The organism is Nonomuraea sp. NPDC003727 (assembly GCF_053586935.1).
Genome location: NZ_JBSFNE010000001.1, coordinates 883,532 through 901,247 on the forward strand (window position 1 = coordinate 883,532; position 17,716 = coordinate 901,247).

At 71.7% G+C, this 17,716-nt stretch carries 18 protein-coding genes; 15 read left to right on the forward strand and 3 right to left on the reverse strand.

Features of this window, described 5'->3' with window-relative positions; translation table 11 throughout:
- The first annotated feature begins 16 nt into the window (after positions 1–16).
- The 13 genes from ACWDLG_RS04300 (at position 17) to ACWDLG_RS04360 (ending at position 12,811) form a co-directional block, all read left to right on the forward strand.
- Positions 17–973 carry a 3-oxoacyl-ACP synthase III family protein gene (locus ACWDLG_RS04300; RefSeq protein WP_449915825.1) on the forward strand — a complete coding sequence of 319 codons (957 nt, stop codon included), beginning with the start codon at positions 17–19 and terminating at the stop codon, positions 971–973.
- Positions 973–1,704 (forward strand): glycosyltransferase, encoded by a 732-nt coding sequence (locus tag ACWDLG_RS04305; RefSeq protein ID WP_449915827.1) that lies wholly within the window; start codon positions 973–975, stop codon positions 1,702–1,704. The genes ACWDLG_RS04300 and ACWDLG_RS04305 overlap by 1 nt, the downstream gene beginning before the upstream one ends.
- Positions 1,701–2,843, forward strand: a complete 1,143-nt coding sequence (locus tag ACWDLG_RS04310; RefSeq protein ID WP_449915830.1) for a cytochrome P450 — start codon at positions 1,701–1,703, stop codon at positions 2,841–2,843. Before ACWDLG_RS04305 ends, ACWDLG_RS04310 begins: the two co-directional genes overlap by 4 nt.
- Entirely contained in the window at positions 2,840–4,390 is a 1,551-nt protein-coding gene (locus ACWDLG_RS04315; RefSeq protein WP_449915832.1) for a class I adenylate-forming enzyme family protein, read from the forward strand. Before ACWDLG_RS04310 ends, ACWDLG_RS04315 begins: the two co-directional genes overlap by 4 nt.
- 82 nt (positions 4,391–4,472) lie before the next feature.
- Positions 4,473–5,372, forward strand: a complete 900-nt coding sequence (locus ACWDLG_RS04320; RefSeq protein WP_449915834.1) for an NAD-dependent epimerase/dehydratase family protein — start codon at positions 4,473–4,475, stop codon at positions 5,370–5,372.
- 126 nt (positions 5,373–5,498) lie between these two features.
- Positions 5,499–6,836 carry an LCP family protein gene (locus ACWDLG_RS04325; RefSeq protein WP_449915836.1) on the forward strand — a complete coding sequence of 446 codons (1,338 nt, stop codon included), beginning with the start codon at positions 5,499–5,501 and terminating at the stop codon, positions 6,834–6,836.
- 950 nt (positions 6,837–7,786) lie between these two features.
- Positions 7,787–8,188, forward strand: coding sequence for an ASCH domain-containing protein (locus ACWDLG_RS04330; RefSeq protein ID WP_449915837.1), 402 nt, complete (start codon positions 7,787–7,789; stop codon positions 8,186–8,188).
- A gap of 93 nt (positions 8,189–8,281) precedes the next feature.
- On the forward strand, positions 8,282–9,313 hold the full coding sequence (locus ACWDLG_RS04335) for an ABC transporter substrate-binding protein (protein ID WP_354921070.1): 1,032 nt from the start codon (positions 8,282–8,284) through the stop codon (positions 9,311–9,313).
- 1 nt (position 9,314) lies between these two features.
- The gene (locus ACWDLG_RS04340; RefSeq protein WP_449915839.1) at positions 9,315–10,115 is read left to right on the forward strand and encodes an ABC transporter ATP-binding protein; all 801 of its coding nucleotides are present in this window, start codon (positions 9,315–9,317) and stop codon (positions 10,113–10,115) included.
- Positions 10,112–10,972: an ABC transporter permease gene (locus ACWDLG_RS04345; protein WP_354921077.1), complete on the forward strand. Its 861-nt coding sequence runs from the start codon at positions 10,112–10,114 to the stop codon at positions 10,970–10,972. Before ACWDLG_RS04340 ends, ACWDLG_RS04345 begins: the two co-directional genes overlap by 4 nt.
- The gene (locus ACWDLG_RS04350) at positions 10,956–11,330 is read left to right on the forward strand and encodes an RrF2 family transcriptional regulator (protein ID WP_354921079.1); all 375 of its coding nucleotides are present in this window, start codon (positions 10,956–10,958) and stop codon (positions 11,328–11,330) included. The genes ACWDLG_RS04345 and ACWDLG_RS04350 overlap by 17 nt, the downstream gene beginning before the upstream one ends.
- A gap of 88 nt (positions 11,331–11,418) precedes the next feature.
- On the forward strand, positions 11,419–12,369 hold the full coding sequence (locus ACWDLG_RS04355) for an ATP-binding protein (RefSeq protein WP_449915841.1): 951 nt from the start codon (positions 11,419–11,421) through the stop codon (positions 12,367–12,369).
- Positions 12,370–12,424: 55 nt separating this feature from the next.
- Positions 12,425–12,811 carry an SCO5389 family protein gene (locus ACWDLG_RS04360; RefSeq protein ID WP_449915844.1) on the forward strand — a complete coding sequence of 129 codons (387 nt, stop codon included), beginning with the start codon at positions 12,425–12,427 and terminating at the stop codon, positions 12,809–12,811.
- Here ACWDLG_RS04360 and ACWDLG_RS04365 read toward each other — a convergent pair.
- Genes ACWDLG_RS04365 through ACWDLG_RS04375 form a run of 3 tightly spaced genes read right to left on the reverse strand, consistent with a single transcriptional unit; the run spans position 12,780 to position 15,422 of the window.
- Positions 12,780–13,781, reverse strand: coding sequence for an LLM class flavin-dependent oxidoreductase (locus tag ACWDLG_RS04365; protein WP_449915846.1), 1,002 nt, complete (start codon positions 13,779–13,781; stop codon positions 12,780–12,782). The genes ACWDLG_RS04360 and ACWDLG_RS04365 overlap by 32 nt on opposite strands.
- A gap of 25 nt (positions 13,782–13,806) precedes the next feature.
- Positions 13,807–14,475, reverse strand: a complete 669-nt coding sequence (locus ACWDLG_RS04370) for a ribonuclease HII (RefSeq protein ID WP_449915847.1) — start codon at positions 14,473–14,475, stop codon at positions 13,807–13,809.
- A gap of 11 nt (positions 14,476–14,486) precedes the next feature.
- The gene (locus ACWDLG_RS04375) at positions 14,487–15,422 is read right to left on the reverse strand and encodes a LysR family transcriptional regulator (RefSeq protein ID WP_449915850.1); all 936 of its coding nucleotides are present in this window, start codon (positions 15,420–15,422) and stop codon (positions 14,487–14,489) included.
- Positions 15,423–15,501: 79 nt separating this feature from the next.
- Here ACWDLG_RS04375 and ACWDLG_RS04380 point away from each other — a divergent pair, with 79 nt between their 5' ends.
- Together ACWDLG_RS04380 and ACWDLG_RS04385 are read left to right on the forward strand one after the other, a co-directional pair.
- On the forward strand, positions 15,502–16,788 hold the full coding sequence (locus ACWDLG_RS04380) for a pyridoxal phosphate-dependent aminotransferase (RefSeq protein ID WP_449915852.1): 1,287 nt from the start codon (positions 15,502–15,504) through the stop codon (positions 16,786–16,788).
- Between the two features lie 152 nt (positions 16,789–16,940).
- Positions 16,941–17,585 (forward strand): GNAT family N-acetyltransferase, encoded by a 645-nt coding sequence (locus tag ACWDLG_RS04385; RefSeq protein ID WP_354921100.1) that lies wholly within the window; start codon positions 16,941–16,943, stop codon positions 17,583–17,585.
- The last annotated feature ends 131 nt before the right edge of the window (positions 17,586–17,716 follow it).

A 17,716-nucleotide genomic window follows, 5' to 3' on the forward strand; every position in this document is an offset into this window, starting at 1 on the left:
GACTAGCCTGCTTCGCGTGAAGGCGCGCATCGTGGACATAGCGACGTACCTCCCCGGCCTGACGCGGACGAGCGGTGAGGTCGAGGAGCGGATCGAGGGATTCAGGGCGCCCAGCGGGCTCATCGAACGCCTGACGGGCATCAGGCGCAGGCATGTGGCGGCGGGCGACCAGCAGGCCTCCGACCTGGCCGCCGAGGCGGCCAGGCAGCTCGACACAGACGTCGACCTGCTGGTCTTCGCCTCCGCGTCGCAGGACATGGTCGAGCCGGCGACCGCGCACATCGTGGCCGCGAAACTGGGCCTGTCGTGCCCGGTGTTCGATGTGAAGAACGCCTGCAACAGCCTGCTCAACGGGATCCAGGTGGCCGAGGCGCTGATCGTGTCCGGCGCGTACCGCAGGGTGCTGGTGTGCTCCGGCGAGACGCCGAGCCGGGCGATCAGATGGCAGGTGGAGGACCGCCGGCAGTTCGTCGAGTCCTTCGCCGGCTACACGCTGTCCGACGCGGGAGCCGCGGTGCTGGTCGCCGCCGACCCGCGCCGCGGCATCTTCTACCGCGACTTCTCCGCCGACAGCACCGCGTGGGACGTCGGCACGCTGCCCGGCGGCGGCTCCGCGCATCCCCGCGACCCCGAGCACTCCTACTTCCGCGGCGACGGCCGCCGGTTGAAGGAGGCGTTCGAGAAGGTCGGGCCCGACATCTTCCTCAACGCCCTCAAGCGGACGGGGCTGTCGTGGACGGACTTCTCGATCGTCGCGGTGCACCAGGTGGCGCTGCCGTACCTGCGCTTCCTGGCCGACACGCTGGGCATCCCCGAGGACAGGCTGGTCGTCAGCCTGCCCGCGCACGGCAACTGCGCCTCGGCCACGCTCCCGTTGCAGCTCCAGCTGGGCGGCTGGGCGCCGGGCGACCGGGTGGCGATGCTCGGCCTCGGCGGCGGCATCAGCATGGGCGTCATGCTGGCGGAGATGTGATGCGCCTCTGGGTCGTCGTGCCCGCCTACAACGAGGTGGCCAGCATCGGGGCGACGCTGCGCGCCCTGCGCGAGCAGCACGACCGCGACTTCACCCTGCTGGTCGTCGACAACGCCAGCACCGACGGCACCGCCGAGGTGGCCCGGTCGTTCGGCGCCGAGGTCGTCCACGAGACGCGCAAGGGCACCGGCGCCGCCTCCGACACCGGCATGCGCCACGCGATCGCCAACGGCGCCACCCACCTGGCGCGCACCGACGCCGACTGCCTGCCGCGCGCCGACTGGACGGCGAACATCCGCCGCGCCTTCGACGACGGCCTCGAACTGGTCGGCGGCAAGCTGCGGGCGCGCACCGACGAGTTCCCGCTGAGACTCTGGGAGCGCCGCCTCATCCCCGCCGTGGTCGAGACCGCCGCCTTCTTCGGCAAGGTACGGCCGAGCAACCGCTCGCCCGAGTACCGCGGGCCGTACGTGATGATGCCCGGCGCCACCCTGGCGATCACCGCGGACCTCTACGAGCGCTCCGGCGGCTTCCCCCGCACCGCGATCGAGGAGATGCACGAGGACCGCGAGCTGGTCAACCGCGTGCGCAGGCTCACCGGCGCGTACGGCTCCCGCCGCGACGTCGTGGTGTTCGGCTCGGTGCGCCGCCTGCGCGCCTACGGCCTGGTCCGCACCCTCGCCTGGTACATCGACCACCACTACCGGCCAGACGTGATCGACATCCGATGACCCCTGAGACCAGGCTCTACCTGGCCGCGCACCCCTTCGCCTATCCCCTGGTCCGCCTGCTGGCGCGCATGGGCCGCGTGGTCCGTGTCCCCGGGCTCGGCGTGGTCGTCAACGACGCCGCCACCGCCCGCCGGGTGCTCATGGACCCGCGCTTCCGCAAGGACGGACCCGGCTCGCCGGGCGAGCTGTGGACACCGGTGCTCGGCCCGTCCGTGCTGCTCAACATGGAGGGCGCCGGCCACGCCGCGCTACGCGGCAAGCTCGCGCCGCTCTTCACTCCCTCGTCCGTCTCGGCGCTCGTCGCCGACGTGCTCGACCTGCCGTTGAAGCAGCTGTCCGCCCGGCTCGACCAGGGCGAGCGGGTGGACCTCGTGGACGCCATGCGGCTGATGGCCGGCTCGGTGATCTGCAGGGTGATCGGGCTCGGCGAGGTGCCCGCCGAACGGGCGCGGGCGCTGTTCGCCGACGGGGAACGCGTGGCCGCCATGGTGTCGCTGCGCACCCGCAGGTTGTCGGACCGCCAGGTCGTGGCCGCCCGCGAGGTCCTCGACCGGATCGGCGACATCGCCTCCGCCGCCTACCTCGCCGGCGACCCGTCCACCGTCATGGGCAGGATGCGCTCGCTCGGACTGTCCGAAGCCGAGGCCAGGGGCGCGGCGGGCGCGTTCTTCCTGACCGGCACCGAGACCGTGGCCACCTTCGTCCCCCGCCTCGTCGCGCTCCTGCACGACCACGGGCACCTCGGCGGCGACCGGCGGATCGCGGGCGCCGACCTCGACCGCGCCGTCGAGGAGGCCATGCGGGTGACCACCCCCACCCCGGTGATGCTGCGCTCGGTCGCCGAACCCGCCACCGTCGGCACGATCCCGGTACGGCCGGGCGACCGCGTGCTGATCGCCACCCACAACTGCGCCCGCGCGCACGGCCCCTTCGACCTCTCCCGGCCGCACCCGCCCGAACTGCGCAGGCTGTGGTTCGGCGCGGGGCCGCACTTCTGCATCGGTTACCCGCTCGCGCTGGCCGAGATCCGCGCCGTCGCCGCCACCCTGCTCCAGCACGACCTGCGCGTCGTGGGCAGGCGGGCGGCGCGCGGCGTCCTCATCCCGACCTACGCGCACCTCTGGGTCAGGAAAGCATGATCGACATCATCTCCGGCGTGCTCGCCACCGCTGACAGCGCGCCCGGCAGGACCGCGCTGATCGCACCCGACGGGACGCCCGTCACCTACGGCGCGCTCCGCGACCGCTTCCTCACCGTCGCCCACGCCCTGCACGACACGGACGACTTCGGGGTCCTGTTCGCCGTCCGGCCGGGGCCCGACGCCGTCGCGCTGGCGCTCGGCGCGGTCGCCGCGGGCGGGACGCTCGTGCTGGCCGACCCCGGGCTCGCGCCCGAGGTGTTCGCGGGACGGATGGCGCACACCCGCCCCCGGTGGGTGCTGGCCGAATCGCTGCTGTACCTGCTCAGCGGGCCGCTGAAAGGAGTGGCCAGGCGCAGGGGGCTGGTGCTGCCGAACCTGCGCGAGCCGTTCCCCGGAGCCCGCCACCTCTACACGGGGCCGTGGCTGCCCGGCGTCCCCCGGGGCGCGCTCAGGCTGGACGGGCTGCCCGCCGTACCGGGCGGGTCCTTGGCGGGTGGGCTGCCTGCCGTACCGGGCGGGCTCCCTTTGGGGGGTGCGTTGCCTGCCGTACCGGGCGGGCCTGGGGTGGGCGGCCGGGTGACGTCGGACCAGGCGGCTGTGGTGGCCTTCACGTCCGGGACGACGGAGCGGCCCAAGGGAGTCGTGCACACCAGGCGGTCGCTGGCCGCGGGGCTGCGCCTGTTCACCGAGGCGGTGCCGCTGGGGCCGGGCGACGTCGTGCACACCGACCAGTTCATCCTCGGTCTGCCCGCGCTCATCGCGGGCGCCACCTGGTCGATGCCCGGCCGCGGCGACTACGCGAGCGAGCTGGCCAGGCGCGGAGCCACCCACGCCTTCTCCGTTCCGGTACGGCTGCACGCGCTGCTGGAGCGCACCCCCAGGCTGCCCGCGACCCTGCGCTGCCTGCTGCTCGGGGCCGCGCCCGCGCCGCCCGCCGTTCTCCGGAGGGCACGGCAGGCGGCGCCCGCCGCCGACATCCTGTCGGTGTACGCCATGACCGAAGCGCTGCCGATCGCCGTCGCCTCCGCCGAGGACAAGCTGGCCGCGACGGGCGGCGACCTGCTCGGCGCCCCGCTGCCGGGCGTGGGCGTGCGGGTCGCCGACGACGGCGAGCTGTTCGTGAACGGGCCGCACCTCGCCCGCGGCTACCTCGGCGACCCGCCGCTCACCGAGGTGGCCACCGGCGACCTGGTCCGCCTCGACGCCGACGGCAGGCTGGTGCTGCTCGGCAGGAAGAAGGACATGATCCTCAGGGACGGCGTCAACATCTATCCCGGCGTCTACGAACCCGCCATCGCCGCGCTGCCGGGCGTCGGCGAAGCGGCGGTCGTCGGCCTGCCCGACCCCGACACCGGCGACGAGGAGGTCGTCCTGGCGCTGACCACGACGGCGGGCTACGACGAGAAGCTGGTGCGCAAGGCGCTGCCCGACCTCATGGACGCCCCCTCGCTCCCCGACCGCATCGTCACGCTCGCCGAACTGCCCCGCAAGGGCCGCAGCGACAAGCTCGACAGGGCCGCGATCAGACGGCTGGTGGCCCGATGACCCCCGCCTGCGGACACGCTCCCGGCCCGGCCTTCCATGCCGTCGGGGTCACCTGCCTCCGGGGGCTCGGGTGGGGCCTGTCATGAGGGTCGCGGTCACCGGGGCGTCCGGTTTCGTGGGCGGCGCCGTCTGCAGGGTCGCCGCCGCGCGGGGCTGGGAGGTGCTGGCGTACGGCCGGCGTCCCCACGCCGACCTGGGTACCGTCCCCTACGCCTCGTGGGACCTGGTCCACGGACGGCCCCCGGACGAGCGGGTCGACGCGGTGATCCATTGCGCGGGCAGCGTCACCGACTGGGGTCCGCCGCGGGAGATCTGGCAGGCCAACGTCACGGGCACGCGCAACGCGATGGCCGCCTTCCCCGGCGCCCGCTTCGTCCACGTCAGCACGGCGAGCGTCTACGACCCGTTCCGCCCGACCGTCATGGCGAAGGAGGACGAGGCCCCGGTCAGGCGCTACGCCAACGCCTACGGCGCGGCCAAGGCCACCGCGGAGAACACCGTCATGGGCGCGGCGGTGATCCTGCGCCCGCACGCGATCTACGGCAGGGGCGACACCACGCTCCTGCCCCGCCTGCTGCGCTCGGTCAGGGCGGGCCGGCTGCTCGCCGTCGGCAGCGGCGCGACCAGGCTCAGCCTCACCTCTGTGGACAACCTCGCCCAGGCCTGCCTGCTGGCCGTCACGGCCCCGATCGGCGTCTACAACGTCACCGACAGCCACCCGGTCACCCTGGAGGCCGCGCTCCGCGAGGTGCTGCGCGAACGCCGCATCGCCGCGGAACCGCTCTACGTCGGCGCGGGCCTCGCCATGCGGATGGCCGCCCTCTCCGAGATCGTCGCCGGGCTCACCGGCCGCCCACCCAGGCTGACCAGGTACGCCGTGGGCCACCTGGCCGTCGAGCGTACGCTGGACATCAGCCGGGCTCGCGACCTGCTGGGATACACCCCGGCACCCACCTCGTTCGCCGGAGCGGCCTCTTGGTGAAAGCTTGGACCGACGCGTTCCGCAACCTGGCCGATCGATCCGCAACCGTTACTAATCTGTGATGGATCTGCTGATAGCTGAGGTTGGGGCGGGATGGCTGGCAAAGGTCGCGAATTCGGCCCAGGTATGGGTGTGAGCCTGACGATCGGCTCGGCGCTGCTGTGGGGCGTGGCCCACATCGCCACGGGACGGCATCGCACCGGTTTCCTGCTCATGACGGTCTACCTGGTGCTCGTCGGGTTGATCGTGACCATGGCCACGGCCTTCCGCGGCCAGTTGCTGTCGCTGGCCGTCCAGCCCACCTGGCTCGCCGCGCTCACGGTCGCCATCGCGACGGTCGGCGTGACCTGGTCGGTCGTGATCCTCTGGTCCTTCTGGCTCGTCCGACCCAAGGGCGCGGGCCACAACCTGAACCTCGCCGTCGCTGGCGCGCTGTGCATGCTGGTCATCGCGCCGAGCGCGTGGGCCGGCCGCGTGGCCTACCTCTCCCATGACGTGGTGACCACCGTGTTCTCCGCCACCAGCACCAGCCCGGTGATCGCCAGGGACCCGTGGAAGGGCGCGACCCGCGTCAACATCCTGCTCGTGGGCGCCGACGCCGCCCCCAACCGCCCCGGCGTACGCACCGACAGCATGACCGTCGCCAGCATCGACACCGCCACGGGCGCCACGACGCTCTTCAGCCTGCCGCGCAACCTGCAGCAGGTGCAGCTGCCCGACGGCCCGGCCCGCGACCGCTTCCCCTACGGCTTCACCGGCGAGCCGCCCGCCACCCCTGGCCTGCTCAACGAGATCTTCCAGTACGCCGAGGACTACCCCGAGATGGTGCCGGGCGTGAAGAACGGCCACCGCGGCCCGGCCCTGCTCAAGCAGACGATCAGTGACATCCTCGGCATCCCCGTCACCTACTACGCCATGGTCGACATGGCGGGCTTCGCGCAGATCATCGACGCGATGGGCGGGGTCAGGATCACCATCAGGGAGCCGATCACCTACGGCAAGTACAACGAGGGCCTGCTGCCCGCCGGCACCCGCAAGCTGTCCGGCGAGGAGGCGCTGTGGTTCGGCCGCTCACGCACCTACAGCGACGACTACGTGCGCATGGGCCGCCAGAAGTGCCTGCTCAACGCCGTCGCCCAGCAGGCCGACCCGGTGACGCTGCTCAACAGCTTCGAGAACCTGGCCGCCGCCACCAAGCGGGCCATCTCCACCGACATCCCGGCCGACCTGCTGCCGGCGCTGGTCGACCTCGGGCAGAAGGTGAAGGGCACCCACATCAAGAGCCTCCAGTTCGTGCCCCCGTTGATCAACACGGCCTACCCGGACTGGCACCTGATCAGGCGCAAGGTGTCCGAGGCGCTGAAGGACAGGTCCGGCGCCCCCCGGCGTACCGTGTCGACCCCGTCCCCGTCGCCCACCCCTTCCTCCTCGGAGCGGGCGATCTCGCTGGACGAGGTCTGCTAGCGGCCCCCTCGACCGGCGGGGCCGCCGCCGCCCGGCACGAAGGGCGGGACGACGGCGGCGGCCAGCGCGAGGGTCGCCACGGCGGGCAGGGCTCGGACGTTCAGCACGATCTCCTTCGGTGACTTCACGGGGGGCTTGAGGAGTGGATCCGTGCCCGACCACGGGGCCGTGAACCGGACCGGCCCGGCGCCTGAGTGGGGATGGATGGTGTGGACGCCGAACCGGCCCGGGGCCGGTGCGGACACGAGCTGTGGACACGACCCGTGAGCACGACCCGTGAGCACGTAGCTGTGGACAAAGCCGTGGACACGAGCCGTGGGCACGAGCTGCGCGTACAGGGCGGGACACCGCCGGGCCGGCCCGGAGCCATGTGGGGCGTGGGGTGGGGCGGCGCCGGGCCGGAGACGGGGCGGTGTCGGCTACCGGGTCACGGTTGGCGGCACTGGTCCGGCCTGGGCCGGAGCGACAGACAGGAGCAGGCCACAGGCGGCGGGTAAGCGGGCGGGACGACGCATGGAACCTCCTGCGTGCGGTGACTGGGGGCGACCGTCTGATTACTTAAAGTAGTCGATCAGTCACGGAGAGTGCTAGAGGGATTCATGTCTCCGCTATGTGTGGGTAGGTAGGCCTCACCTCGAGGTACAGCACGGCTCACGGTGCCGCCACCCGCACTCCCACAACCCCGGCCATTCAGCCGGCACGCGCGGCACCGAGCATCCACCCGCGCCCCGCAGCACCGGCCGACCACCCACCGACTGACCGAGCACCGGCCGACCGGAGGCAGGGCGACCCGAGGGCAGGGCGACCCGAGGGCAGGGCGGGCGCCGGGGGCAGGGCGGGTGCCAGGGGCAGGGCGGTGCCGGAGGCAGGGCGACCCGGGGGCAGGACGGTGCCGGGTTGGGTACAGGAGGGACACCGGGGCGGCCGCCACCGACCGATGGGATCGCATCATGACCACAGGCGCGCAGGCGCGCGAGATGGGCCTCTACCGCCACTACTTCGACCTGGTCGCCTCCGGGCGCAAGACCGTCGAGGTGCGCGTCCGCTGTCCCAACCTGAGCACCCTCAAGGCCGGTGACCGGATCAGGTTCGTCTGCGGCGACGACGACGCGGTCACCATGGTGCGGCGCGTCGCGTGTTACGCCTCCTTCGAGGAGATGTTCGCCGCCGAGGGCCCGGAGCGGGTCAACCCGGACAGCCCGCTGGCGGAGCAGCTGGCCGACGTCCGGCGCATCTACGGACCCGAGAAGGAGGCGCTCGGCGTCCTGGCCATCGAGATCGAGCTCGTCGGCCCCACCGAGTGGCCCGACAGCACCGCCCCCTCCCGGCCGGGAGCTGACGGATCTCCCTGACAAAGGGTCTCGTAATTCCGACTTGACTAGAAGGGAATGAAGGGTTTTGATGTGCATATAGCCGACTTATTAAGTAGGAAATAGGGAGTTGCGATGAAGAGGCTAGCCGCCGCCGTCGCCATACTGGCCATGACCTCGCTCGCGGCCGCGTGCGGGTCCTCCTCGTCGGGCGCGCCGGCTGCGGCCGCCAAGGAGGTGCGCCTCGGGTACTTCCCGAACATCACGCACTCCACCGCCCTCTACGGCGTCGAGAAGGGCATCTACGCCAAGTCTCTCGGCGTCCCCCTCAAGACCAGCACGTTCAACGCGGGTCCGGCCGCCATCGAGGCCGTCTTCTCCGGCGCCGTCGACGCCACCTACATCGGCCCCAACCCGGCCATCAACGCCTGGGAGAAGTCCAAGGGCAAGGCCATCAACATCGTGGCGGGCGCGGCCTCCGGCGGCGTCTATCTCGTCGTCAAGCCCGAGATCAACTCGGTGGAGGACCTCAAGGGCAAGAAGATCGCCACTCCGCAGCTCGGCAACACGCAGGACGTCGCCCTGCGCTACTGGCTGCAGGAGAAGGGCCTCAAGACCGACACCAAGGGCGGCGGCGACGTCAGCATCGTCCCGCAGGAGAACTCACAGACCCTGCAGACGTTCGCCACGGGTGACATCGACGGCGCATGGGTGCCCGAGCCGTTCGCCAGCAGGCTGGTCATCGAGAGCAAGGGCAAGATCCTGCAGGACGAGCGCGAGCTCTGGCCGGACAAGCAGTTCGTGATCACTCACCTGATCGTCCGGCAGGAGTGGGCCAAGGCCAACCCCGACCTGCTCAAGAAGCTCATCGAGGCGCACGTCCAGTCGACCGAGGAGATCAACGCCGACCCCGACGCCGCGGCGAAGGTGGTCAACGCCTCGGTCGAGAAGCTGACGGGCAAGCCGCTCAAGCCCGAGGTGCTGGCCAGCGCGTTCAAGAACATCACGTTCACCAACGACCCGATCGCCGCGTCGCTGACCGGCAGCGCCGACCACGCCGTGAAGGTCGGGCTGCTGAAGCCGGTGGACCTCAACGGCATCTACGACCTGAAGGTCCTCAACGAGGTCCTGGCCGCGAAGGGCCAGCAGTCGATCAAGGACAAGTGACATGACCGTCCAGGTGGACCGCCAGGTCGCGGTCAGGCTCGAAGGGGTCTCCAAGCTCTACGGCGACCTGCTCGCCCTCGACAAGGTCTCGCTCGGCGTGGCGCCCGGCGAGTTCGTCTGCCTCCTCGGCGCGTCGGGATGCGGCAAGAGCACGCTGCTCTCGCTGGTGGCCGGGCTCGACCGGCCGTCCGGCGGCACGATCACCACGACCGGCCGCAGGGTCGCGATGATGTTCCAGGAACCCGCGCTGTTCCCCTGGCTCACCGTCGCGGCCAACGTCGAGATGGCCATGCGGGCGCTGCCCAGGCGGGAACGGCGGGCCAGGGCCGAGGAGTTCCTCGAGATGGTCCACCTGGGCGGCTTCGGCCCCAAGCGGCCGCACCAGCTGTCAGGCGGCATGCGCCAGCGCGTGGCGCTGGCCCGCTCGCTGGCCCAGGATGCCGACGTGCTGCTCATGGACGAGCCGTTCGGCGCGCTCGACGCCATGACCCGCGACCTGCTCCACGACGAGCTGGAGCGGATCTGGCGCGAGCGGCGGCTGTCGGTGCTGTTCGTCACCCACAACGTCCGCGAGGCGGTACGGCTCGGCGACCGGGTCGTGCTGCTGAGCAGCAGGCCGGGCAAGGTCGTCGAGGAGTTCCCCGTGGAGCTCGCCCGGCCGCGCCGTACGGACTCGGCCGAGGTGGCGGGGCTGGCGGCGCGCATCACCGACCAGCTCAAGCAGGAGGTGGCCCGCCACGCCGGCGGCTCGCGTGAGTCGGGTCCCGCGGGTGGAGGCGGCCGCGAGGGAGGAACGCCGTGACCACCGACACTCACGCCGCCCAGATCGCCGGCCTCGACGCCCTGGAGATCACCGAGAAGCGGCGCGGCGCCCTGGCCGGCCGCCTCTGGGCGCGGGTCTGGCCGATCACGCTGGCGGTCGGCATCGTGCTGATCATCTGGCAGGGCGTGGTCTGGGCGGGGTTCTGGGAGCCCTGGGTCTTCGCCGGCCCGTCCGAGGTCTTCCCCGTGCTGTTCGACCGCCTGGCCACCGCCGAGTTCTGGCAGGCCGTCGGGGTGACCATGCGCAGGGCGGTGACCGGATTCGCCGCCGCCGTACTGATCGGCCTGATCGTCGGCGCGCTGGTCTCCAGGGTCAGGGTGCTGCGGGCGGCCTTCGGCTCGCTCATCACGGGCCTGCAGACCATGCCGTCGATCGCCTGGTTCCCGCTGGCGATCCTGCTGTTCAAGCTGAGCGAGAGCGCCATCACCTTCGTGGTGATCCTCGGCGCCGCGCCCTCCATCGCCAACGGCCTGATCACCGGCGTCGACTACACGCCGCCGCTGCTGCTGCGCGCGGGGCACGTGCTCGGCTTCCGCCGGCTCCAGCTCTACTGGCACGTGATCCTGCCGGCCTCGCTCCCGTCGTTCCTGGCGGGCCTCAAGCAGGGCTGGGCCTTCGCGTGGCGGTCGCTGATGGCGGGCGAGATCGTGGTCATCATCGCCAACCAGCCCTCGCTCGGCGAGCAGCTCCACTACGCCAGGGAGCTGGCCGACTCGGCGGGCCTGCTCGCCACCATGATCGTCGTGTTGCTGATCGGCATCGTCATCGACGTGCTCTTCGAGCTCGGTGACAACGCCCTTCGCCGCCGCTGGGGCCTTCGTGCGGATCTCCGCTAGGACGCAGTACGCGCTGCGGGCGGTCACCGAGCTGGCCGCGGCGCCGGAGGGCCCGGTGCCCGCCGAGCGGATCGCCGCGGCGCAGGGCATCCCCCGCAGGTTCCTGGACAACATCCTGTTGCAGCTGCGCAGGGCCGGGCTGATCCGCAGCCAGCGCGGCCCCGAGGGCGGCTACTGGCTGGCTCGCGACGCCGCCGCGATCACACTGGCCGACGTGATCGCGGTCGTCGAGGGGTGGCCGTCACCCGACGAGTATCCGGGGGTGGCCGAGCCGCTCGCCGACGTGTGGGCCGCCCTGCGCGAGCACGAGGAGAGGCTGCTGACCGAGATCACGTTCGCGCAGATCGTTTCGCTCTGACCAGGGTTTCGGCAAAATCACGCCGCCTCGCGTTCCCTTGTGTCATGCTGAATCGGTAACGGTTTTCATCGTCAGATGGGGCTTCAGCGTGAGAGTGGCGTTCGTTGGCAAGGGCGGCAGCGGCAAGACCACCGTGTCCGCACTGTTCTCGAGGTACGTGGCCGGTCAGGGCAGGCCGGTGGTGGCCGTCGACGCCGACATCAACCAGCACCTGGCGCTGGTCCTCGGCGTGGACGAGGAGCCCGAGCCGCTCGGCGGGCGCCTCACCGAGATCAAGGAGCTGCTGCGCGGCTCCAATCCGCTGATCCCCTCCGCCGCCGCGATGGTCAAGACGACCCCGCCGGGGCGCGGCTCGCGGATCCTGCGCTTCGCCGACCTGCCGTACACGGTGGCGACGCCGGAAGGGCCGCGCCTCATGGCCACCGGGCCCTTCAGCGAGGACGACCTCGGCGTCGCCTGCTACCACTCCAAGGTCGGCGCGGTCGAGCTGCTGCTCAACCACCTGGTCGACGGCCACGACGAGTACGTCGTGGTCGACATGACGGCGGGGGCCGACTCCTTCGCCTCCGGCCTGTTCACCCGGTTCGACGTGACCTTCCTGGTGGCCGAGCCGACCCGGCAGGGGGTGAGCGTCTACCGGCAGTACAAGGACTACGCCGCCGACCACGACGTGCCCGTCGCGGTGGTGGGCAACAAGGTCCACGGGCCCGCCGACGTGGAGTTCCTGCACGACCAGGTCGGCGACGACCTGCTGACCTGGCTGGAGCACTCCACCGCGGTCCGCGCCATGGAGCAGGGCAGGCGGTTCACCCTCGACGACCTCGAACCGGCCAACGCCGAGGCCCTGTCGGTGCTGCTCAAGCACGTCGACGCGCAGGAGAAGGACTGGGAGAGGTTCGGCAGGCAGGCCGCGGAGTTCCACCTGCGCAACGCCCGCGCGTGGGCCAACGAGCGCACCGGGCGCGACCTCGCCGAGCAGATCGACCCCGGCTTCGTGTACGGCCCGGCGTCACTCGACTGTCGCCCTCAGGCCATCTAGAGCACGCCCACGACCACACCTAGCGTCGAGTGGGCCCCCTTCGAGAGGAGAAAGCATGTCGCTGACCGTTCCCAACGATCTTCTCGAGCAGGCGAGACAGGGTGAGATCGACGACGCGGCGTTCGTCGCCTGCGTCCGCGATTCCCTGCCCTACGCCTGGTCGATGATCAGCGAGCTGGTCAAGCAGCGTGAACATTCAGGAGCCGAGTTCGCCGACAACCACACCCCGCCCCCGGACGAGGAGGCTCGCGGCCAGCTCCTGCGCTGCCTGGCCAGCGACGCGATGCGCGGTGCCCTCGAGCGCCACTTCGGGGTACGGCTCGCCTTCCAGAACTGTCACAGGGTCGCGGTGTTCGACCCGGCCGCGACCGGCGCGCTCCGCGACTTCGTGACGCCGCGGGCGCAGATCCTCAACCAGCGGCCGGAGCTCGTCGACTGCTGATCCTGGGCAGCACCTCGGCACCGAGGCGCCGGATGTTCTCGAGGGTGCGGGCCCTGGTACCCGCACCCTCGACCATCAGGATCAGGTGCTCGATCCCGGTCACGGCGCGCGTGCGCTCGATGGCCGCCACGCAGTGACCGGCGTCGCCCACCGGGTGGGCGCTGGTCAGGAACTCCACGTAGCCGCGGATGTCGCGTGAGGGGCGGGCCCGTCCGTCCACGGGCACGTACCCGGCCAGTCCCGGCTCCAGCCACCGCGGCATCGCCTCCCTGAGCGTCCTGACGGCCTCGCCGGTCGTGTCGGCGACGTGGCCGACCGCCGCCGCCACATGGGGCGCCCGGGGGCCGCCCGCAGCCTCGTAGGCCGCGACGGCCGCCGCCTTATCCTGGTCGCCGACGTGCATCCCGAGCAGCATCGGCAGGCCCCTGCGGGCCGCGAGCCGCATGGTGTCCGGCGAGGTGCAGGCAACCACGGGCGTCATCCGCGCCGACGGCACCATCGCCACCTCCCTGAAGGAGAAGAACTCGCCGTCCGCGGCGACCGTGTCGCGCGAGAGCGCGGCGCACAGCACGTCGAGCGACTCGGCGAAGCCGCGCTCGAACCGGGGCAGGCCCGTCCCGAACACCTCCAGGTCCACCCAGGGGCCGCCCCTGCCCACTCCCAGCGTGAAGCGCCCGCCCGACAGGTGGTGGAGCATGGCCGCCTCCTCGGCCAGCGCCACGGGATGCCGGGTGGACAGCACGCTCACCGCGGTGCCGACGCCGATCCGCCTGGTCCTGCCCAGCGCCAGCGCCGCGAACGCGACGGCGGAGGGGCAGACGCCGTAGGACATGAAGTGGTGCTCGGCGATCCACACGTCGTCGAAGCCCGCCTCCTCGGCCGCCTCGACGGCGGCGAGCGCGTCGCCGAGCACCCGCGCGGGCTCCTGCCCGGGGAAGGCAGCCGCGACGAGGAAGACGCCGATCCGCATTCCCCGATTGTGCGTCGCCGGGGGCTCAGCCGAACAGGGAGATCTGCCCCTCGCCGACCGCCGCGTCCCTGTGCTTCTTGAGATGGCGCCATCGCGGCAGGTCGTCCAGGTAGGACCAGGACAGGCGGTGGTGCGGCGTGGGGCCGTGCTCGGCCAGCGCGGCCTGGTGGACGGGCGAGGGGTAGCCCGCGTTCTCCGCGAAGCCGTACTCGTCGCAGCCGAGGTCCGCCATGAGGGTGTCGCGCCGGACCTTGGCCAGCACCGAGGCGGCGGCCACCGAGATGCTCGCCTGGTCGCCCTTGACCTCCAGGCGGACCGGCCACGGCGCGCCGATGTAGTCGTGGGAGCCGTCGAGGATCACCACGTCGGGCCGCACCGGAAGGGCCTCGAGGGCCTGCCGGGCCGCCCTGCGCAGCGCCTCCGTCATGCCCAGGGCGTCGATCTCCTCGTGGGAGGCCGTGCCGTACGCGATGCCCTTCGCCCACCGCTCCAGCTCGGGCACGAGCGCGGTGCGCCGGGCGGCCGACAGCTGCTTGGAGTCGGTCAGCCCGCCGGGCGGCTCGGACAGGTCGGTGACGACCGCGCAGACCATGACGGGGCCGGCCCACGCGCCGCGGCCGACCTCGTCGACGCCCGCGACGATCTTTCCGCGGGCGCCCGCGAGCAGGGTCTCGATCTCGTACGTCGGAGCCACGGCACCGAAGGCTACCGGTGCGCCAGCCTGACGGGCTCCAGATCGGCGGCGAGATAGCGGGCGGCGACGTGGATCGCCCGCAGCGTCACCGACACCGAGGGCCGGTGGACGCTGGAGCGCCGGGCGACGGCCAGCACGTCACGGCCTCCGGCGGAGCCGGGGAACTGGCGCACCGCGATGCCCCGCACGCCCGCGGCCAGGGCCAGGGCGGGGACGGCGGCGATGCCGATGCCCTTGGCCACCAGGGACAGGATGGTGCCGAGGCCCTCGAACTCCCAGGGCGTCGGCCGCGCGCCGCCCACGTCGGCGAAGAGCCTGTCCACGGCCAGGCGGGACGGCTCGCCGTCAGGGGTGGCCATCCACGGCTCGTCGCGCAGCTCCCGCAGGTCGATCGGCACCTCGGGGTCGGCCAGGCGGTGCCTGCGCGGCACCACGAGGACCAGCGGGTCGTGCAGGAGGGGGAAGACCCGCAGCGACTCGCTGTCGTGCGCCCTGCCGTACCAGTCGTCGACGAGCGCGATGTCGACCTCGCCCGACTGCACCTCGCGCATGCCCCGCCCGGAGCGCGACTGTCCCAGCCTGATCGTCAGCTCCGTGTGGCGGCGCAGCGAGCGCGCCAGCACCGGCGCGAAGGCGACCGCCGCCGTGGGGAAGGCGGTGAGCACCACGCGGCCCGCGGGCGTGCCCGCCTGCGCCGACAGGTCGGACTCCGCCTCCTCGACCATGGTCAGGATGCGCTCGGCGTGCGCCACCAGGCGGCGGCCCGCGTCGGTCAGCTCGGCGCTGCGCGCGGTGCGGTCGAGCAGCGCGGTGCCGGCCTCCCGCTCCAGCGCGGCCAGTTGCTGCGAGACCGCCGAGGGACTGTATCCCAGCGACTCGGCGGTGGCGGCGATGCTGCCCCGCCGAGCGAACTCGCAGATCACCACAAGACGCCGCAAATCGAGCATCGGACTTCCTTATGCCTACCCATGAAAAGCCTCGCTTGTGCTGATGCCTTCATACAACCAGGCTGGGAACGTGACAAACATGAACGTGACGCTTTCCGCCACCCTGGCGGCGAACGAGGACATCGAACGAAGACGGCGCGCCGGGGAACGCGTGTTGCACCTGGCCTTCGGCGAGGCAGGGCTGCCCGTGCACCCGGCGCTGCTGGACAGGCTGGTAGCCGCCGCCGACCGCAACGGCTACGGGCCGGTCGCGGGCGCCATGGAACTGCGCGAGGCGGCGGCGGGTTACTGGACCCGACGGGGACTCGTCACGGAACCCGACCAGGTCGTCTGCGCGCCGGGCAGCAAGCCCCTGCTGTACGGCCTGCAGCTCGCCATCGGCGGCGACATCGTGCTGCCCAAGCCGAGCTGGGTCAGCTACGCGGCGCAGGCCGACCTGGTCGGCGCCGAGCCGATCATGGTGCCGACGCCTCCCGGCGAGGGCGGGGCGCCCGACCCCGACCTGGTCGCCGCCGCCGTCCTGCGGGCCCGCGCGCAGGGCAGGACCGTGCGCTCCGTGCTCGTCACGCTGCCCGACAACCCCACGGGACGACTCGCCTCGCCGCGGACCATGGGCCGCCTGGTCCAGGTCGCCCGCGAGCTCGACCTCGTGATCATCTCCGACGAGATCTACCGCGACCTCGTCCACGACATCGACACCCCGTTCCTGTCGCCGGCCGACCTGGCGCCGGAACGCACGGTCATCACCACCGGGCTGAGCAAGAGCCTCGCGCTCGGCGGCTGGCGCATCGGCGTCGCCAGGCTGCCCCACGGCGCGCGCGGACTGCTCGACAAGGTCCTGGCGATCGCCAGCGAGATCTGGTCGGCGCCGGCCGCTCCCGTCCAGGCTGCTGCCGCCTACGCCTTCACCGAACCCGTGGAGCTGGTCGAACGCGTGGCGCGCAGCCGGCGGCTGCACGCGGTGGTCGCCAACGCCGTCCACGCCGCGTTCGTCGAGGCGGGGGCGAGCGTCCCGGCCCCGCAGGGCGGCTTCTACCTCTACCCCGACCTCGGACACCTGAGGGTGGGCGGCTCGGCAGAAGTCACCAAACTGCTGATCGAGGATCACGGCATCGCCGTACTGCCCGGACACGCCTTCGGCGACGACCCGTCGGCCGCGAGGGTGCGGGTGGCCACCAGCCTCCTGTACGGCGAGAGCCAGGAGGAGCGCATGACCGCGCTGACCTCCTCGGACCCCCTGTCGCTGCCGTGGATCTCGGCCAACCTGGCCCACCTCTCGAGAGGTTTGCACGACCTGTCCACCCGGCAGCAGGCGGCGGGGAGAACCCCACGCCGCACCATGGCCGCAACGCCCGCGCACGGCTAGGCATCGGTTTGGCAAACTTTGCCCCGCGGGCCGCTCGCCACCCCCTACGATCAGCCTGCTGACCTGGGAAAACGCGACCATTGCAGAAACCTGCAAAAGATAGCGCGTGAGTCCTGGTATCTCCTGCGGCGTGCAAGCCCCATCATGTGCTCATGCCCGCTTTTGTCACCCTGTCCGGGCGCCTCGTGCGCCTGGAACCTCTCAGCCTCGCGGTGGTCGATGACCTCGTCGCCGCGGCGTGTGAAGACCGTTCCACGTACGCCTTCACTCGTGTTCCCGATGGGCGGGAAGAGATGGTCTCCTATGTGGAGGCCGCTTTGGCTGAGCAGGCGGAAGGCCGGACGTTGCCTTTCGCCATCCGGTGGCTGCACACCGACCGCGTGGTCGGTGCCACCCGTCTCATGCACCTGGAGTACTGGCAGGGCCCGATGCCCTGGCCTCCGGGTACACGTGGCGCGGTGGGCGAGATCCCGTCCGTGGCCGACATCGGTTACACCTGGCTCTCCGCTTCGGCGCAGGGCACCGGTGTGAACCGGGAGAGCAAGTTCCTGATGCTCTCGCTGGCCTTCGACACCTGGGGCGTCCACCGCATCACCCTCAAAGCCGATGTACGCAACACGCGATCCCGGGCCGCCATCGAGGCTCTCGGCGCACACCTTGACGGCGTGCGACGGGCAGACAGCCGAGGCGCCGACGATACGGTCCGAGATACCGCGTACTACTCGATCCTGGGCTCGGAATGGCCGGTGGTTCGAGAACGGATGGCTCAGAGACTCGGTCTCGTCGAAGCCGCCTAAGCACGTTCCTACGAAAAACTCGGACACGACGGCCCTGCCCGCACCGCCGGGCAGGGCCTGGTGTTGTTTCGAACCGGTAAGGCATGACCGCCCCCGTTGAACTGGGCCATGCCTTTGCGTGTTTCAGCATC